Origin of the sequence: Parvibaculum sp. (assembly GCF_045863935.1) — a bacterium.
GTDB lineage: Bacteria > Pseudomonadota > Alphaproteobacteria > Parvibaculales > Parvibaculaceae > Parvibaculum.
The window spans coordinates 31543-48520 of the sequence record NZ_BTVP01000006.1; the positions used below are offsets into that span (position 1 = coordinate 31543).

Sequence of the window (16978 nt, forward strand, 5' to 3'; positions counted from 1 at the left end):
TCCGATAGGGCCAGACGACATTCACAGACTGAGGAAACGCAATCATGCCAGGACAGAAAATGCGGTTCGGCGCCTTTATCGCGCCGTTCCACCCGCTCAACGAAAATCCCACCCTCGCACTCGAACGCGATATCGAACTCGTCCAGTTGATGGACAAGCTCGGCTATGACGAGGCATGGATCGGCGAACACCATTCGGCGGGCTATGAACTGATCGCCAGCCCCGAACTCTTCATCGCCACGGTCGCGGAGCGCACGCGCAACATCAAACTCGGCACCGGCGTCTCCTCGCTCCCCTATCACCATCCGCTGATGCTCGCCGACCGCATCAACCAGCTCGACCACATCACGCGCGGCCGCGTGATGCTGGGCGTGGGCCCCGGCTCGCTTCCCTCCGATGCCTTCATGATGGGCATCACGGTGGCAAAACAGCGCGACATGATGGACGAAGCGCTCGACGTGATCGTTCCCTTGCTGCGCGGCGAGAAGGTGACGGCGAAGACGGACTGGTTCGAACTGAAGGACGCGCAGCTTCAGATGACACCCTGGTCGCGGCCCTCCGTCGAGATCGCGGTCGCCAGCCAGGTTTCGCCCACCGGCGCAACGGCCGCCGGCCGCCACGGCCTCGGCCTGCTCTCGATCGGCGCGACCTCGGCGGGCGGCTTCAATGCACTCGGATCGAACTGGGCAATCTGCGAGGACACCGCCAAGGACAACGGCAAGACCGTCGACCGCAGCCAGTGGCGCCTCGTCGGCCCGGTTCACATCGCCGAGACGCGGGAAAAAGCGCGCGAGAACGTGCGCTTCGGCCTCGAACAGTGGCTCTACTACTTCCGCGAAGTGGCGGCCCTGCCGCTGGCACCGACGGACGGCTCCGATCCGGTGGATGCGCTTATCGCTTCCGGCATGGCCGTGGTCGGCACGCCGGACGACGCCATTGCCCAGATCGAGCGCCTGCAGCAGCAGTCGGGCGGCTTCGGCTGCTTCATGCAGCTCGCGCATAACTGGGCGAACTGGGAGAACACCAGGCACTCCTACGAACTCATGGCACGCTACGTCTTCCCGAAGTTCCAGCAGCTCAACGACAATCGCGAAGCTTCGCTCAACTGGGCACGCGACAATCGTCCGGAATTCATGGGCCAGGCGATGATGGCTGTCGGCAGCCGCGTCGCGCAGCATATCGAGAAGAAGGGCACGGAGAACATCCGTCCCGAAATCCTCGCGGCAATGGGCCTCGACAAGAAGACCGACGCCGCCGAATAAGGCGCCACAGCCTGAATGCGAAAAGGGCGGCTCTTTCGAGCCGCCCTTTTTGATTTGCAGTTCGAGACCGCGCTAAAGCCTGAACTCGCCCGAGCATATCTTGCCGTAGAGATGCTGGTCGACCGGCACGTATTTCTTCTGCACGGGGCAGTTGAAGAAGATCGGTTCAGGAATAGCCGACGGATCGAAACCTTCCCTCACGAGTTCCACCTTGCGGTGCTTGAAGGTGCCGGTGACTTCCATTTCCGGCTGGATGCGCAGGAAGACCGGCACGGCATAGTCCGGCAGCTCCTTCTGCATCTGGACGCGGAACCTGTCGAGGTCGAGCGAACCGTTCTCGGCAACGATCGAGGCCATGCCCGCGCGCCCGTCCGCGCCGGGCACATGCACGCCGTAAACATTGGCTTCCTTGACGCCCGGAAAGACGGAGATCGCTTCCGCGACTTCGGAAGTCGCGACGTTCTCGCCTTTCCAGCGGAACGTGTCGCCGATGCGGTCGACGAAATAGAAGTAGCCGAGATTGTCCCGGCGCAGAAGGTCGCCCGTGCGGAACCACATGTCGCCCTTCTCGAAGACGTCACGCAGGATCTTCTTCTCGGTTTCTTCCTTCTTGGCGTAGCCATCGAAGCGGCCCGTCGGCTGATCCGGATTGTCCGAAATCTTGCCGAGCGCCTCACCGGCTTCGCCGGGCTCCGCGACCATGCAGAAACCGTCCGCGCCGCGCAGCGGCTGCTCTTTCTCGATGTCGAACTTCACGATCTCCACGTTGAACTTGTTCTTCGCCCAGCCCGGAACCCGTCCGATCGCGCCCGGCGTGCCGTCGAAATTCATCAGCGCCACGTTACCTTCCGTGGCGCCGTAGAACTCGAGCACCCGCGGAATGCGGAATCGCTTCTGAAAGGTCGTCCATATCTCGGGCCTGAGCCCGTTGCCGACCGCCATACGGAGTTTGTGCTTCCGTTCCTTCGGATGCTTCTCCGTGTTGAGAAGATAGCGGCACAGCTCGCCAATGTATTGGAAGAGCGTCGCCTTGTACTTGTGGGTATCGTCCCAGAATTGCGTGGCCGAAAATTTGCGCCGCAGGATCACCGAGCCGCCGACCGTGAGCGTCGTACCGACGGCGCAGACGCCGCCAGCCGAATGGTAGAGCGGCAGCACGATGTACATGCGGTCCTTCTCGCTCGCATTCGCCCCCGCGGCGAAGCCTGCCATCATGCTTCTGAGACGAACATGCGGAATGCGGGCCGCCTTCGGGTTTCCCGTCGTGCCGCTTGTGTAGATGAAGAGCGCGTTATCGTCCTGCGTCACGTCCTTGCGGATGTCCGCAGGCAAGGGATCGCCGGACTGCTGCGCGAGTGCGGCATCGAGGTCGTGCGCTCCTTGCATCTGCCCGCCTGTCGTCCAGACGGTCATCGGCCGCTCAATCTGATCGGCCGCCGTCGAATAATTCTCCGCAAGCTCCGCGCCAAGCACCAGATGGTTCGCGTTTGAAATATTGAGGCAATGCGCAAGCGGACCCTTGGTGAGGTTCGTGTTGATCAGGGCCGCCGTCGCGCCCGTCTTGACGATGCCCAGCCAGGCGATCAGATATTCCGGACGGTTCTCCATCATCAGCGCAACGACGTCGCCGCGACCGAGCCCCTGCTCTTTCAGCCAGCGCGCATAGCGATTGGCCTCGGCGTTGTATTCGCGATAGGTGACCGTGCGGTCCTCGAAATAGATGGCGATGTTGTTCGGCTTTTCCGCTGCCAGCTTTTCGATCGTGTCCGCGAAGGTATGAGACGCGTCCTCCCTGATCTCCTTCAGCTTCCCCAGCGAACGGAGCGCCGCGCGCACGAAGATGATTTCATTGCCGACCCGTTTGACAAGACCCATCTCGACCCTCCTCCCGTTGCATTATGCGTATTCCGCGCTTTTGTCAGTTATGCCCGTCCCCCGGTTGGAGCGTCAAGAAAAGCCACATTTCGGGGCGTAAAATCGGCGTTACTCATGCCGGACGTGACAGCAAGGCGGGACGGCCCCATTATCAGCCGCGAAATCCACGGCGGCACGCATGGACCTGCAAATGAGCGGCGAGACGACAGATGAAAGCGCGCCGGGCGACCCCGGCGAGGTTCTGCTCGATGTGATCGGCCAGCGTTGCCCGCTACCCGTTCTGCGCGCCCGCAAGCGGCTCATCCGGCTGGAACCCGGACGGCTTGTAAGGGTATTTGCGAGCGACCCGGTCGCGCGGATCGACATGCCGCATTTTTGTGCCGAGGCAGGCCATGAACTCGTCGAGGTCCGGGACCGGGGAACCTGGGTCGAATTCCTGATCCGCCGTGGCGAGAACATTCGCGAACCGGACGACGAACTCCTCTCGAAGCCTGTGAGCGACCTCTAGCGAAGAAATTCCGCCGCGAGTATCGCGTAGAGGAACTCGTCGCGCCACTCGCCCTGAATGTATTTGCTCTGCCGGAACACGCCTTCGCGGCGCATGCCGAGCTTTTCCATCACGCGGGCGGACGCCTTGTTGCGCTGGTCGCAGGTCGCGATGATCCGCTGCAGACCGAACTCGCTGAAGCCCGCATGAACGATCATGCGGGCGGCCTCCAGCGCATATCCCTGTCCCCAGTAGTCCGGGTGCAGCGCGTAGCCGACCTCTCCGGTGAGGTTCTCCCCGTCGCAAAGTTTGAGCCCCACGCCGCCGATAAGCTGTTGTCTTGCCCCGCGCCGGCCCTCGCCCTTGCGGATGACCGCAAGGTCGAAATTCTGTCGCGGCTTTTCCTTCTGGTCGTCGAGATAGGCCTGGATCGTCTGCTTGCTCTGCAGCGGCGTGTTGGGACCCCAGACAAGGAACCGCGTCACCTCATCGAGCGAGGAATAGGCGTGTACGGCCTCGAAATCCCGCGCGACGAAATCGCGGAGAAGGAGGCGCGGCGTTTCGAGCGGAAGGGCGAGCGTCGGTTCGTCAACGCTCCGGCGCCGCATCTTCATTTGCCGGCCGCCTTCAGAACGGCCTCCTTTTGCGGGTCGCGAAAGCCGGCGACCACCTCCCCCTTGCCGAAATCGAAGACGGGACGCTTGATGAGCGCCGGGTGCTCGGCCATGAGGACGACCGCCTCAACTTCGCTTACATCGGCCTTCTGCGTGTCGGGCAGGCCGCGCCAGGTGGTTCCGGCCTTGTTGAGAAGTGTCTCCCAGCCCGCGGATTTGGCGAAGCGCTTCACTTCGGCGAGCTTGATACCGTCGGCGCGCAGGTCGTGGAACCTGTGGGGAATGCCTTCCGCCTCAAGCCATTTGAGCGCCTTGCGGCAGGTATCGCAGTTCTTCAGCCCGTAAACGGTCAGCACCGGCCCATTCCCTTTCAGTCTCGCTGTCGCGAGCATAGCGGGGGACGGGGCCGGTGCCAAAATCCGGAAGAGATATGCCTTGTCAGGCGATCAGGCGGCCTGCTTTTGCTGCTGCTCGGCCCGCATGGCCTTGAAGGCCGCTTCGGCCGCCAGGGAATGAGGCTCGGCTTCGCGATAGGCCTTGGGGTCTTCGATCTTGAGAAGCGCGCGAACTTCCGACAGCGGCTTCGATAGCATCGCTTCCCAATCCGTCTCGGGGAGCCAGGCAGCACGCTTGCCGTTCCTGAAACCTTCGCGAACGATACGCCAGGCATCCACCTGCGGGAGGTTCTTGCGGGTAATCCGCGCGCCGACGAGAACGATGAAGCCGATGCCGCGATTGCGCGTCTGCGCGTAGGTAAAGGCAAGAAGCGCAAGCTCGCCAAGACCGTCGCGGCCATAGCCGGTGCTCACATGCCAGAGGTCATGCTGGTCGCGGAGACGGTAACCGAAGATGCGCTCTGCTTCTGTGCGGTCGTCGCGCTCGGGAATCACTTCACTGGCGGCAACGAGGCCATCCGCCGTGAGGTTCTCTTCGGCCATGAACTCATAATACGTGTGGCCGAGCGTGCCCTCCGGCAGGCTTGAGAGATAGTCGCGATCGCTGAGGGCGGTGATGAGATTGCGCTTCTCGGCGAGAATGCGCTGCCCGGTCTCCGTCTTCACGAAGCGCTGGAACTGCCGGTCGTTGGCGCCGCCCGACAGGGCGTCGATGATCCTGAAGACCTGGCTCGTATCTTCCTTGTCGGCGATGAGTGCCCGGATCGCGCGCAGAGCCTTGAGCGGCTGAATGCGCTTGCGCTTCCGTTTCGCCACAAGCTTGCCGTCAAACTCTGTTGGGCTTGCAATCGTCATGGGTTATGTCCCGTTGCTATACTGAGCCTGCTGCCGCCAGCCTTGGATGGTTATATAGCCAGTACTGACATTCTTGTCAATATTAGAGCGGCATGATAGGAGTATCGTGTGTCCAGCGTTGCAAAAAATTCCGCCGCGGCCAGCGCCGCAGCCCCCGAAACGGCCGAAAAGCCGGCTGCAAAGCGGGTCCGCAGGACGGCGGAGGAAGCCCGCCGCCTGATCCTCGATGCCGCGGAAGCCCGCCTTGCGAAACAGGGGCCCGAAGGGCTCAGGCTTCAGGACATCGCGCGGGACGTCGGTATTTCGCATCCCGCCATCCTTCATCACTTCGAGAGCCGGGAAGGTCTCGTCCGCGCGCTTATCGCGCGCGCCAATACGCAGCTCAGGGACAGGCTGCTTGGCGCGCTCGGCAGCGACCATCCAAGCCAGGACGCCGCCGACCATATCGGCCATGTCTTCGAGGCGCTGAGCGACAGGGGCACAGCGCGGCTCCTGTCCTGGTTGCTGCTCACCGGCCGTGCCACCGAACAGTCGGACGCGCACAATGTCATGGGCGAAATCGTCGACGTGCTCCAGGCCCGCCGCGAGGAATATTCGAAGGAGAAAGGAAAGCCTGCGCCCGACAAGGAGGACACGCTCTTTGTCGCCATGCTGACGGCAAACGCGGCCTTCGGCGAAGCGATCGTCGGACGCCAGCTCGCCGAAGCAACGGGTCTCGATCAGGACGGCATCAAACGTTTCCGCGCCTGGTTCGCCAAGCTTCTGAACGATCACCTCGAAGACAAGCGCTAACGCGCCTTGCGCTTCAGCAATCCACGCATCAGATCGACAAGCCTTTCGGAGTCGATCTCCGGGCGCACGATGCGCGCCACCATGATCCCGTCGAGGAAAACCGAGACGAGACGCGCGAGATCTTCAGCCTCGCCGGATGCAGCTCCCTCCTCGCCAAGCGCATGCGCGATGAGCCCGGTCTCGGTCTCGTAGAAACGGGCAATCGCGGCATCGGTCTGCGCCGAGCGCTGGCCGGAATGGGCATAGTCGAGGATAATCTTGAGAAAGCGGGTAATCTCGCCGAACAGGAGAAGATTGCTCGAGAGCCACGCATCGAGATCGTCGATCCCGCCCTTTTCCTTCTTGATCTCGTCATAGGCGGCAAGGGCGTCGGCGAGTGCCTTGCGCACGACGAACTGGAAGAGGTCGTCCTTGTCCTCGAAATAGTAATAGATGAGGGCGGGGTTGATGCCCGCCGCTTCGCCAAGCTCCTTGTTCGAAACAGCTGCAACACCAGACCGTGAAAAAAGCTCGAGCGCCGCTGCGGCGATCGCATCCCGCTTCGCTTCGTTAGGCCCTTCCGTGGCCGGTCTTCCCACCTTGCGCGCAGGCTTCTTGCCGTCCTGCCGCCTGTCTCCTTCCGTCACATCTGACCGCCTTTCACGGGTTCGGGAATCTCCGGCCAAACTTCACCTTCAGCCTGCTCCAGCAGCTTTTCGAAATCGCGGATGATCGTATCGAGCATCTCTCTACCAAGACTAGCAGAGGATTCGCTCGGCCGCCCCACGACGCCGTTCTTCGTGACGGCGGGCATGGCATAGCGCCAGACCAAGCCAACGGTCACGTCTTCCACATCCTCTGCCCTGTCCATCTCGACGCACTCCGGATCGAGCGCCAGCACCATCGACGTCTCGGCAACATTCGCATGGATGTCGGCCGCATCGAGCGTGTAGAGCCGCAAGGCTTCCTCCGAAATCTCCCAGAGCCCCCGCGTCGCGAAGCGTGCCTGCGGATACTTGTAGCGCAGCCGCAGGATGGCGCTTTCGATGGAGGGCCCATTCGTTGCGTGGCCGGAGATGAAGATGAGACGGTCGATGCCGTTCGCATCGACCGCCCAGGAGGCGACCTCGCAGAGAACAGCCGTCAGCGTCTCCGGCGACAGCGAAAGCGTTCCCGGCCATACATCCGAATGGCCGAAGGAGCAGCCATAGGGAATGGCGGGCAACATCAGCACGTTTCGCCGGCGGCAGGCTTCCCCGCAGATCGCTTCGGCAAGCATCGTATCCGTGCCGGTCGCAAGATGCGGCCCGTGCTGCTCCGTCGCGCCGATCGGCAGGACCGCGATGGTGCGGCCCTTGGCGGAAATCGCCTCGCCCACCTTCGGTCCCGTCGATCTCGCCCAGGATGTCATGGCGCTTCTCCGTTGCCGACCGCGGTTCAAACGAAAGTGAGAAAGCGGTCGCGCTCGCTTTTCGTCACCATGTAGAACTGCGCATCCCACTCTTTGCGCTTCTGCGCGACGAAGATGTCCACGAACTCTTCACCAAACACACTGCGCGCGAAATCGCTTTCCTCCAGCGCGTCGGATGCTTCGAGGAGCGTGCGCGGCAGGCGGCGCATGTTGCGCCCGCGCGAACGAACGTCGCGTGCAAGATAGAGATTGTCGTTGAGCGGCTGGCCCGGATCGGCTTTTCGCTCCAGACCATCGAGACCCGCATAGAGGCTGAGCGCGGCAGAGAGATAGAAATTGGCGCTCATGTCCGGCGCGCGGTTCTCGATGCAGGGGCGGTTCATCGGCAGCCGCAGCATGGCGGAGCGGTTGTTGCGGCCATAGGCCTGCAGCACCGGCGCCCAGGACATGTCGGGCATGTCGCCCTGCGCGATGAGACCCTTGTAGGAATTGTAGCTCGGGCATGTGAAAGCGCAGAGCGCCTGCGCATGTTCGAGGAGCCCGGCTGCGAAATGAAGCGTCTCGTCCGTCGCATCAAGCCCGTAGCTCCGCGCAAGCTCGCCCACGGGGCGCACCGACGCATCAAACAGGTTTTCTCTCGTGTCCATATCCATCAGCGACATGTTGTGATGCGCACCGGAACGAAAGTCGTTGCTGAAAGGCTTCGGCATGAAGCTCGCCACCGCCCCATGCTTGCGCGCTATGCTTTTCACCATGAAGCGGAAGAAAGTGAGCCGGTCGGCCGTCGTCAATGCGTCCGTATAGCCGAAATCGATTTCGAACTGACCGTGTCCGCCCTCCTGGTCGAAAGAATAGAGCCCCCATCCCAGCCCCTCGACATAACGCGTCAGCTCTTCGAGGAAGGGACCGGCAAGTGAAATCTGGTTGAGATCGTAAGCAGGCGTCGGCCCATGGAAGGTTTCGCCCTGCAACGGGGCAAGCGTGTCGCCCTCGCGCCGAAGCACATAGAATTCGGGCTCAATGCCGAGATTGAAGATGAGCTTCTTCGCCGCAGCTTTTTCCGAGGCGCGCTTGAGGATCACCCGGCTGCAATTAGCGTAGGGTTGCCCGTGGAAATGCATGTCCGAGGCGAACCAGCAATAGCGCTTGTCCCAGGGCAGGATCGTGGCGCTGGCGAGGTCGGGCACGGCAGCGCATTCGTCGAAGTGCGGACCGACGAGGCCCATGCCTTCGAGCGCACCGACCGTGAACAGTTCGGAGCCGCCCATCATGTGCGCGAGATGGCTCACCGGCACGCATTTCGTCTTGGAGACGCCGTGAACATCCACATAGGTGGCGTAGCAATATTCGACGCCCTCGCTCGCGAGCTTTTTCTGAAGCTCCTTCGCCAGCTCCCCGTTCACCTGGATATTGTCGGTCATTCCGGAAATCCTCTCCATCGCCCTCAGGCCACGCTGCACAACAAGGGCCCTGCGCACCGCGTCTTCAGGCCCTGAAGAAGAATGCTATAAATTTAATTGACTGGTCAATTAAATTATTCGAGAGACCGGATTGGGTATGATGCTTCCGAACCGGAGAGGTCGCGGAAGGGCCGCGCTTCGCACCCAAGGCAACAAGATGACGGCACCTTCAATTTCAATACGTCACGCAGAAGAGGCGGACCTTCCCGGCATTCTCGCGATCTACAACGATGCTGTCGTGAACACGACGGCGATCTGGAACGAAACGGAATCGGACCTCGAAGGACGCCGTCTCTGGTGGCGTGAGCGCACGTCGCGGGGCTTCCCCGTACTCGTCGCCGTGGATGAGGAGCGCATTGCCGGCTACGCGACCTTTGGCGACTTCCGCCCGCATGAGGGCTATCGCTTCACCGTCGAAAATTCCATCTATGTGCGGGCGGATCTGCGAGGCCGCGGGATCGCCGGATTGATGATGGCGCCGTTGATCGAGGCCGCCGAGACGCTCGGTATGCATGCCATGGTGGCGGGCATCGAGGCAGGCAACCTCGCCTCCATCCGGCTTCACGAGCGTTTCGGTTTCCGCGAAGTGGCGCGCATGCCGGAAGTGGGCATCAAGTTCGGCCACTGGCTCGATCTCGTCCTGATGCAGAAAATGCTCGGCTGACGAAAGGAACCTTTCCGCTACTGCGCGACGAACCCGCCATCGACCGGAATATTCGCACCGGTCATGAAGGATGCCCGGTCCGAACAGAGCCAGACGATCAACTCCGCGACCTCGTCCGGCGTGCCGATCCGCCCGATCGGATGCATCGGTTTCATCAACTCGCGGCTCGTCGCCTTGCCGCTGGTCGACTGCGCCGCGAGGGAATCGAGCATGCGCGTGTCGATACCGCCGGGACAGACCGAGTTCACGCGAATACCCAGCTTGCCATATTCAAGCGCCGCATTCTTGGTCAGGCCGTTGACGCCATGCTTGGAGGCAACATAAGGCGCAAGCCCCGGAAAGCCGATGAGCCCGGCAATAGATGCGAGATTGACGATGGCACCGCTGCCATTCTTCAGCATCTGCCTTATCTCGGATTGCAGACAGAGAAAAACGCCGCGCAGATTGACCGCTATGACACGGTCGAAATTGTCGAGCGGCTGCTCGGCGAAGGGCACGATTTTGCCCTCGATACCGGCATTGTTGCAGGCGCAGTCGAGACGTCCGAACCGCTCGACCGTCTTTGCGACCAGAGCATCGACATCTGCAGGATTGGCAACATCCGCCGCCGTGAAGAAGGCGTCACCGCCCTGCTTCCGGATCAGGTCCGCGGTTTCTTCGCCGCCTTCGACATTAACGTCGGAATACGGCGACTTTGGCTCCCTCCGCGGCAAATTTGAGCGCGGTCGCCCGCCCGATCCCCGCACCCGCGCCCGTCACTATCGCAACCTTGTCCTGCACCATTCCCATAACCCGCCCCCCACGATTGCTTCCGAGCTTTTTTCGAGAATGGCTTCGCCGCATGGATCGTTCATTGATCCCGGTCAAAGACCTTCCCGGCCACAGGCTTTAGAAAAAGACTGCGCAAAGCTCTGCCGTTACTTCCGCAAAGGAGAGAAGCGATGAGAGTCTCAGACGCCATGCACAAGACCGTCTCATGGGTATCGCCCAAGACGACCGTCCCCGAGATAGCGAAGATCATGAAGGACAAGGACATCGGCGCCGTGCCGGTGGGCGAAAACGACCGGCTGATCGGAATGGTGACCGATCGCGATATCGCGCTCCGGGCCCTTCCGAATGGACGCGACGTCGCGTCCATGACCGCCCGGGACGTGATGACATCCGGCATCACATGGTGCCGGAGCGAAGACACGCTCGAGGATGCCGTCCACCTGATGGAATCGAAGAAAATCCGCCGCCTGCCGGTCATCGATACCGACAAGCGGATGGTCGGCATGCTCAGCCTCGGCGACATCTCGCATTCCGCGAGCAAAGCTCTGACCGACGAGTTCGTGAAGGCAGTGAGCGATCACCACGCCTGAGCCAGCTCCGGAACCCGGCCGGAGAATGGTGCCCCTGGCCGGACTCGAACCAGCACGTTGTTGCCAACAACAGATTTTGAGTCTGCCGCGTCTACCATTCCGCCACAGGGGCACTGAAGCGTCGGGCGCGCATCATAATGAGCCCGGGCATGCCTTCAATGGAAAAGAAGGCAGGAGGGGGCCGGCATGCCCGAATGCGGCGAGAAGGCGCGGGACAGCGGCGGCCCGCCATGCTTGAATGCGCCCCATGCTGGACCGGATAACGTCGAACGCCATCCCCTGGATCCTGATTGCCGCGAGCGCCGCGGCCATTGGGGGCGCGCTCTTTTTTCAGCACGTGCTGGGCTATGTGCCCTGCTCGCTCTGCTATCTCGGTCGCCAGCCGCACTATTTCGCGATCGGTGCCGCGCTCATCGCGGGCATCCTCTCACGCGAGGCCAATATCGGCATCGGCGTGCTCTTCTTTCTCGGCCTCTGTGTCGCCGCCTACCTGACGGGGGCGGGCATCTCCGCCTATCACGCGGGCGTCGAGTATCACTGGTGGGAAGGCCCCGAAACCTGCGCCGGCGGCAGTCTCGTCTCGAACTCTCTCCAGGACCTGCAGTCCGCGCTTGAAGGCGGTGCGAAGCCGCCGCGCTGCGACGAGGCCGCCTGGTCGCTTTTCGGCGTCTCGCTCGCCGGTTTCAATTTCCTGATTTCGCTGGTGCTTGCCGGTCTTTCGGCGCTGCCGCTGTGGCGCTACTTCCGAGAGAGCAGAGGAGAAATCTGATGGCCGGTTCCGGCACCAAAACATATCCGAAATCGCCGCGCGTTTCCGCGCAACCCGGCCGCCCGCGGGAATCTGCTATCGACGAAATGCTCCGCGTCGACCACGCCGGCGAGTATGGTGCCGTGCGCATTTATGCGGGCCAGCTTGCCGTGCTGCGCAATATGCCGGGCAAGGAAGACCTCGTCGCCAAGCTTGAACACATGGCAGAGGACGAGGAAGTGCACCTCGCCCGTTTCAACGAACTCATCAATGAGCGCCACGTCCGGCCGACGGCCTTTGCGCCGGTCTGGCATGTGGCAGGCTTCGCGCTCGGCGCGGCGACGGCTCTGCTCGGTGAAAAGGCGGCCCACGCCTGCACGGCGGCCGTCGAGGAAGTGATCGACGAACATTATCGGTCGCAGGTGCAGCGTCTCGATCAGATGGGCGAAGAGGAAAAGCCGCTTCGCGACACGATCGAAAAGTTCCGGCTTGAAGAGGTCGAGCATCGCGACGAAGCGCTCGCTTCGGGCGCCGAGCAGGCTCCCGCCTATCCGCTGCTGTCTGGCGCCATCAAGGCCGCCTGCCGCCTTGCGATAAAGGTTTCCGAAAAGGCCTGACGCCGAACGCTTACGGCTCCAGCTCGCTGTCCCAGTAGAGATAGTCCTGCCAGCTTTCATGCAGATAGTTGGGCGGGAAGGCGCGGCCGTTCTTGTGCAGATCGCTTACCGTCGGACGGAAGGGCCACTGCATGGGGATCATCTCCGCATGCGCCGGCATCTTGCCGCCCTTGCGGAGATTGCACGGCGCACAGGCCGTGACCACGTTATCCCATGTCGTCTGTCCGCCGCGCGAACGCGGGACCACGTGATCGAAGGTAAGCTCGTGCCGCGCGCCGCAATATTGGCAGGTGAAGCGGTCGCGCAGGAAAAGGTTGAACCGGGTGAAGGCAGGAAACCGAGCGGGCTTCACATAGGATTTGAGCGAAACGACGCTCGGCAACTGCATCTCGAAATTCGGCGAACGCACCAGCGTCTCGTAGGACGAGACGATGTTCACACGGTCGAGAAAGACCGCCTTGATTGCGTCTTGCCATGACCAGAGCGAAAGGGGGTAATAGCTGAGCGGCCTGTAATCCGCATTCAACACAAGGGCCGGACAGGCGTCCGGCGTAGCAAACGATCCTTGCACGCCAACCCTCCCGGGGCCGAAAGCTACCCATCGCAGCGGGCCCCTCTTTCGAGAGTTTACTATATATGGTGCAACGGCTTTGTGAAGCCGCCAGTCCTTGGCACCGATTTTACCGGGCGGCGGTCGCAGGCCGCAGACGCCCGGCAAAGGCATCGGCAATGAAGCGCGCCCCGAATTCAAGGCCGGTCTGGTCGATGCCATGGCCGAGGCCTGGTGAGACATGCCACTGCACCGAAAGCCCCGCCTCGCCGAGAGCCTGCACCGCCTCGTGCATCCGCGAGACGGGGAGCATGTCGTCCGCATCGCCATGGATCATCAGGATGGGCGGCTCTCCCGTCATCTCCCCGGAAAGCCGCTCCGGTACAGCCAGCGCGCCGGAATAGCCGACAATGCAGGCAGGCGGCACGGAGCGGCGAAGACCGACATGGAGCGCCATCATGGTCCCCTGGCTGAAGCCCACAAGCGCAAGCTGCGACCCGTCGAGCCCGCGCAGGCGAAGCTGCTCGTCGATGAAACGGTCGAGAAGGGGTGCGGCCGCCTCGACCCCGCGGGCGATCTCGGTTGGGTCTAGCCGCGTGATCGGAAACCACTGATAGCCCATCGGATTGCCGTCGCAGCGCGCGGGCGCATTGGGCGCGATGAAGGCCGCATCGGGCATCGTTTGCTGCCAATGGGGCGCAAGCGCAATGAGATCGTTCCCATCCGAGCCATAGCCGTGACACAGAATCACGAGTTGCCGCGTGGTGCCGCTTCTCGCGGCGACGCTCGGTCCCGTCAGCGTCATTCTCCTTGCCTCCCCTTTCGTCACGGCCCGTCGCGGGCTATCAATGCGACACCCTATGCCTCCCGGAGCGACCGTTTCAATGCAGGATGACATGCGCGGGCGCGAGGTGCTGCGCTTCGCACCGAGCCCGAACGGATGGCTGCATCTCGGCCACGCCTATTCCGCGCTCTTCGCCTTCGAAACGGCGAAACGGCTCGGCGGCCGCATGCTCCTTCGCATCGAGGACATCGATATCGGCCGCTGCCGCGAAGAATATGTCGAAGGCATATACGAAGACCTCGCCTGGCTCGGCATCGAATGGGAGGAGCCGGTCCGCCGCCAGTCGCAGCACTTCGCCGAATACGAGAAGCTGTTGCGCGAGTTGCGCGACAGGGGTCTCGTCTATCCCTGCTTTGCGACGCGAAAGGAAATTCAGGACGCGATCGCGGCGAGCGGCATTCCACTTCAGGCCTGGCCGTCCGATCCGGACGGCGCGCCGCTCTACCCCGGCATCTACAAGGGCATTCCGCAGGAACGCGTAAATGCGCTCATGTGGGAAGGCCGCACCTATGCCTGGCGCCTCGACATGGAGAAGGCGCGCGCAGAGGCCGAGCGGATCAATGGCGGCCCCCTGACTTTCCGCGAGGAAGGGTCGAGCGCGCGAGGCGACACCGGCCTTCTGGACATCGAACCGGAGCTCTTTGGCGACGTCGTCATTGCGCGAAAGGACGTGCCCACAAGCTATCATCTCGCGGTCACGGCGGACGACGCCCTCCAGGGCGTGACGCTTGTGACCCGCGGTCAGGACCTCTTCCCGGCGACCTATATTCACCGCATCCTTCAGGTGCTCCTGGGGTTCCCGGAGCCGCGTTACCACCACCACGGCCTCATTCGCGACGAAGCCGGGCGGCGCCTGTCGAAAAGCGCCAGGGACATGGGATTGCGAGAGCTCCGCGCGACCGGGCACAGCCCCGCCGACATCAGGCGCATGGTCGGCCTTTAACCATGCCGGCGGCGTCGATCCGATGGCGCGAAACCTGCTTCTCCTGCTTGTACACACGGCTTCGTTCCCGCCTGGGGACGAATATCGTGCCTTTATGAGCCAGAGGAGCGCCTGATGGCGAGCGCGGACACAGCAACTGTTTCGAAACAACGCATCGGCTGGATCGACGCGGCCAAGGGCCTGACCATCATCCTGGTCGTCATGGAGCACACGACCTTCGGCGTCGAAATCGCGGTCGGCCACCTGCCGGTCATATTCGGAACGATTGCCGAGTTCGCGAAGCCCTTCCGGATGCCGCTCTTCTTCCTTGTGGCCGGCCTCTTCGCCTACAAGGCCCTCTTCGGCGATTGGCGGAAGTTCGTGGACGGCAAGATCGTTCACTTCGCCTATTTCTACGTGCTCTGGTCCGTTATCCAGATCGGCATCAAGATACTCGTGCCCCATAATGTCGGCTGGAAAGTCACCTATGTCGATCTCCTGATGATCCCGATCCAGCCCTTCGCCGTGCTCTGGTTCATCTATTCGCTCGCGATGTTCTTCGTCACGCTGAGGCTCCTGCGCAGCGCACGTCCCTTCTTCGTCTTCTTTTTTGCCGTCGCCCTCTACTTCACGCAGCTCGACACCGGCTGGATGCTGATCGACGAATTTGCCTGGCGTTTCGTCTGGTTCGTCGCCGGCGTCTACGGCGCGAAGCAGATCTTCGAGATTGCGGACTGGGCCCGCGCGGAGCCTGCTAAAGGCCTTGCTCTCGCCCTCCTCCTGCTTACCTGTCTCGCGACCGTCGTATTCTCGCACCTGATCGATATTCGTGCTCTGGAACTCCTCATGGGGTTCGCCGGCGGTGCCGCTGCCGTGATGCTGGTCAGCATCGCGGCCTCCAAGGGACTTGTGGGACCGCTGTCCTTCGTCGGAAAGCACTCGCTCTACATCTTCCTCTCGTTCTTCCTACCCATGGCCGCGACACGCGTGGCGATGGTGAAGCTCGGCTTCGAGAATGGCGATCTCATCACGCTTGTCGCGACGACGATCGCCGTCATCTCACCGATTGTCGCCTTCAAGATCGTGGAGAAAACGCCGCTCGCCTTCCTTTATGTCAGGCCGGATGCCTTCCGCGTGACCGCTTCGCGCAACGCATCGCCGAAGGTCATGATGGCGGCAGGTGGCGACTGACTTATCCGAGGAACCAGCCGAGCAGCACGGTCAGCGTGACGAGGCTGAGCCCCGTCGACAGCACGACCGTGCTCGACGCGGCGCCCGGCGCGGCGCGGTAGCGGCTGGCGAGGATCGACGAATAGACGCCGGTCGGCATGGCGGCAAGCAAGGTTGCCGCCGCAACCCAGAGCGGCTCCAGCTCGAACACATACTGCGTCATCGCGAAGACGAGCGCCGGGTGAACGATCAGCTTGAAGAAAGCCGTGATCGATGCCGCCCCGACCGAACGGCGAATGCTGTAGCGGGTCAGCATCGCGCCGAGCACGAAAAGGGCGCAGGGGATAGCCGAACGCGCAACCATTTCAAGCGCCGTGTCGGCAATGCCGGGAAGCGGAACACCGAGCTGACCGTAAATGACGCCGCAAGCAATACCGATGATGACCGGATTGCGCGCCGTATTGACCAGCCCCTCTTTCAAGATCGCACCAAAACTCGGCCGTTCCGCATCTTCGCGCGCGCGAGTGAGTTCCAGAAGGAAAGTCGCGATGGTGAAGAGGATGATCCCGTGAAAGGCGAGGATGAGGAAGACAGGCGTTCCGGCCTCCGCTCCGAAACCGGTCAGGATGATCGGCAGCCCCAGCATGATCGTGTTGCCCTGCCCGCCGCCAAAGCCGAGCATGACGGCATCGGACGCCGGGCGGCGCAGGACGAACAGCGCAATCAGAGACCCCACCGCCCAGACGGCGAGCATCGCGCTGTAATAGGAAATCCAGAGGCCCCAGGGGAGCGTTGCCGGAAATTCGGTATGCGCGAGATTGCGGAAGAGCAGCACCGGCATCGCGAACGTGAAGACGTAGGTGTCGAGCCCGTCGACGCCCGCATGGCTGATGAGCTTCGAGCGTGCGCCCGCATAGCCGAAGGCGATGATGCCGAAGATCGGCAATACGAGTGAGAGCGCGAGGGACATGG

21 protein-coding genes and 1 tRNA gene are annotated in these 16978 nt (G+C 62.3%); 9 read left to right on the plus strand and 13 right to left on the minus strand.

Going from position 1 to position 16978, the window contains the following annotated elements; genetic code table 11:
- Positions 1 to 44 precede the first annotated feature (44 nt).
- On the plus strand, positions 45 to 1262 hold the full coding sequence (locus ACKUUH_RS03985) for an LLM class flavin-dependent oxidoreductase (protein ID WP_407948569.1): 1218 nt from the start codon (positions 45 to 47) through the stop codon (positions 1260 to 1262).
- A gap of 72 nt (positions 1263 to 1334) precedes the next feature.
- On the opposite strand, the gene ACKUUH_RS03990 is transcribed toward ACKUUH_RS03985, so the two are convergent.
- Positions 1335 to 3137 carry a long-chain-acyl-CoA synthetase gene (locus ACKUUH_RS03990; RefSeq protein ID WP_407948570.1) on the minus strand — a complete coding sequence of 601 codons (1803 nt, stop codon included), beginning with the start codon at positions 3135 to 3137 and terminating at the stop codon, positions 1335 to 1337.
- A 178-nt stretch (positions 3138 to 3315) separates the two neighbouring features.
- Here ACKUUH_RS03990 and ACKUUH_RS03995 point away from each other — a divergent pair, with 178 nt between their 5' ends.
- Entirely contained in the window at positions 3316 to 3645 is a 330-nt protein-coding gene (locus ACKUUH_RS03995; protein ID WP_407948571.1) for a sulfurtransferase TusA family protein, read from the plus strand.
- Here the strand turns inward: ACKUUH_RS03995 and ACKUUH_RS04000 are convergent.
- The 3 genes from ACKUUH_RS04000 to ACKUUH_RS04010 all read right to left on the minus strand — a co-directional run bounded on the left by ACKUUH_RS04000 (position 3642) and on the right by ACKUUH_RS04010 (position 5488).
- Entirely contained in the window at positions 3642 to 4238 is a 597-nt protein-coding gene (locus tag ACKUUH_RS04000; RefSeq protein WP_407948572.1) for a GNAT family N-acetyltransferase, read from the minus strand. The two genes, ACKUUH_RS03995 and ACKUUH_RS04000, sit on opposite strands and share 4 nt — an antisense overlap.
- Entirely contained in the window at positions 4235 to 4594 is a 360-nt protein-coding gene (locus ACKUUH_RS04005; protein WP_407948573.1) for an arsenate reductase, read from the minus strand. The genes ACKUUH_RS04000 and ACKUUH_RS04005 overlap by 4 nt, the downstream gene beginning before the upstream one ends.
- A 90-nt stretch (positions 4595 to 4684) precedes the next feature.
- Positions 4685 to 5488, minus strand: a complete 804-nt coding sequence (locus ACKUUH_RS04010) for a Coq4 family protein (protein WP_407948574.1) — start codon at positions 5486 to 5488, stop codon at positions 4685 to 4687.
- A gap of 108 nt (positions 5489 to 5596) precedes the next feature.
- On the opposite strand from ACKUUH_RS04010, the gene ACKUUH_RS04015 reads away from it, so the two are divergent.
- Positions 5597 to 6280 carry a TetR/AcrR family transcriptional regulator gene (locus ACKUUH_RS04015; RefSeq protein WP_407948575.1) on the plus strand — a complete coding sequence of 228 codons (684 nt, stop codon included), beginning with the start codon at positions 5597 to 5599 and terminating at the stop codon, positions 6278 to 6280.
- Here ACKUUH_RS04015 and ACKUUH_RS04020 read toward each other — a convergent pair.
- Genes ACKUUH_RS04020 through ACKUUH_RS04030 form a run of 3 tightly spaced genes read right to left on the minus strand, consistent with a single transcriptional unit; the run spans position 6277 to position 9091 of the window.
- A complete protein-coding gene (locus ACKUUH_RS04020; protein ID WP_407948576.1) occupies positions 6277 to 6906 on the minus strand; it encodes a TetR/AcrR family transcriptional regulator in 630 nt (209 codons plus the stop codon). The genes ACKUUH_RS04015 and ACKUUH_RS04020 overlap by 4 nt on opposite strands.
- Complete coding sequence (locus ACKUUH_RS04025) at positions 6903 to 7670, minus strand: creatininase family protein (protein ID WP_407948577.1); 768 nt, start codon at positions 7668 to 7670, stop codon at positions 6903 to 6905. Before ACKUUH_RS04025 ends, ACKUUH_RS04020 begins: the two co-directional genes overlap by 4 nt.
- A 26-nt stretch (positions 7671 to 7696) precedes the next feature.
- Positions 7697 to 9091 (minus strand): glutamine synthetase, encoded by a 1395-nt coding sequence (locus ACKUUH_RS04030; protein ID WP_407948578.1) that lies wholly within the window; start codon positions 9089 to 9091, stop codon positions 7697 to 7699.
- A 211-nt stretch (positions 9092 to 9302) separates the two neighbouring features.
- On the opposite strand from ACKUUH_RS04030, the gene ACKUUH_RS04035 reads away from it, so the two are divergent.
- Complete coding sequence (locus ACKUUH_RS04035; RefSeq protein WP_407948654.1) at positions 9303 to 9794, plus strand: N-acetyltransferase family protein; 492 nt, start codon at positions 9303 to 9305, stop codon at positions 9792 to 9794.
- A 17-nt stretch (positions 9795 to 9811) separates the two neighbouring features.
- Here the strand turns inward: ACKUUH_RS04035 and ACKUUH_RS04040 are convergent, their stop codons facing one another.
- Both ACKUUH_RS04040 and ACKUUH_RS04045 read right to left on the minus strand, forming a co-directional pair.
- Positions 9812 to 10507 (minus strand): SDR family oxidoreductase, encoded by a 696-nt coding sequence (locus ACKUUH_RS04040; RefSeq protein ID WP_407948579.1) that lies wholly within the window; start codon positions 10505 to 10507, stop codon positions 9812 to 9814.
- A complete protein-coding gene (locus ACKUUH_RS04045) occupies positions 10467 to 10637 on the minus strand; it encodes an SDR family NAD(P)-dependent oxidoreductase (RefSeq protein WP_407948655.1) in 171 nt (56 codons plus the stop codon). Before ACKUUH_RS04045 ends, ACKUUH_RS04040 begins: the two co-directional genes overlap by 41 nt.
- Before the next feature lie 98 nt (positions 10638 to 10735).
- On the opposite strand from ACKUUH_RS04045, the gene ACKUUH_RS04050 reads away from it, so the two are divergent.
- Positions 10736 to 11155 carry a CBS domain-containing protein gene (locus tag ACKUUH_RS04050; RefSeq protein ID WP_407948580.1) on the plus strand — a complete coding sequence of 140 codons (420 nt, stop codon included), beginning with the start codon at positions 10736 to 10738 and terminating at the stop codon, positions 11153 to 11155.
- A gap of 26 nt (positions 11156 to 11181) precedes the next feature.
- Here the strand turns inward: ACKUUH_RS04050 and ACKUUH_RS04055 are convergent.
- A tRNA-Leu gene (locus ACKUUH_RS04055) sits at positions 11182 to 11267 on the minus strand.
- A gap of 135 nt (positions 11268 to 11402) precedes the next feature.
- Between ACKUUH_RS04055 and ACKUUH_RS04060 the strand changes: the two genes are divergently transcribed.
- Both ACKUUH_RS04060 and ACKUUH_RS04065 read left to right on the plus strand, forming a co-directional pair.
- On the plus strand, positions 11403 to 11924 hold the full coding sequence (locus ACKUUH_RS04060; RefSeq protein WP_407948581.1) for a disulfide bond formation protein B: 522 nt from the start codon (positions 11403 to 11405) through the stop codon (positions 11922 to 11924).
- The gene (locus ACKUUH_RS04065; protein WP_407948582.1) at positions 11924 to 12520 is read left to right on the plus strand and encodes a demethoxyubiquinone hydroxylase family protein; all 597 of its coding nucleotides are present in this window, start codon (positions 11924 to 11926) and stop codon (positions 12518 to 12520) included. The genes ACKUUH_RS04060 and ACKUUH_RS04065 overlap by 1 nt, the downstream gene beginning before the upstream one ends.
- Positions 12521 to 12530: 10 nt before the next feature.
- Here the strand turns inward: ACKUUH_RS04065 and ACKUUH_RS04070 are convergent, their stop codons facing one another.
- Together ACKUUH_RS04070 and ACKUUH_RS04075 are read right to left on the minus strand one after the other, a co-directional pair.
- Positions 12531 to 13091, minus strand: coding sequence for an HNH endonuclease (locus ACKUUH_RS04070; RefSeq protein ID WP_407948583.1), 561 nt, complete (start codon positions 13089 to 13091; stop codon positions 12531 to 12533).
- A 109-nt stretch (positions 13092 to 13200) separates the two neighbouring features.
- Complete coding sequence (locus ACKUUH_RS04075; protein ID WP_407948584.1) at positions 13201 to 13875, minus strand: alpha/beta hydrolase; 675 nt, start codon at positions 13873 to 13875, stop codon at positions 13201 to 13203.
- Positions 13876 to 13954: 79 nt separating this feature from the next.
- Between ACKUUH_RS04075 and gluQRS the strand changes: the two genes are divergently transcribed.
- On the plus strand, positions 13955 to 14857 hold the full coding sequence (gluQRS, locus tag ACKUUH_RS04080) for a tRNA glutamyl-Q(34) synthetase GluQRS (protein ID WP_407948585.1): 903 nt from the start codon (positions 13955 to 13957) through the stop codon (positions 14855 to 14857).
- Between the two features lie 114 nt (positions 14858 to 14971).
- Positions 14972 to 16027, plus strand: a complete 1056-nt coding sequence (locus tag ACKUUH_RS04085; protein WP_407948586.1) for an acyltransferase family protein — start codon at positions 14972 to 14974, stop codon at positions 16025 to 16027.
- Position 16028: 1 nt separating this feature from the next.
- Here the strand turns inward: ACKUUH_RS04085 and ACKUUH_RS04090 are convergent, their stop codons facing one another.
- Complete coding sequence (locus ACKUUH_RS04090) at positions 16029 to 16976, minus strand: AEC family transporter (protein ID WP_407948587.1); 948 nt, start codon at positions 16974 to 16976, stop codon at positions 16029 to 16031.
- Between the last annotated feature and the right edge of the window lie 2 nt (positions 16977 to 16978).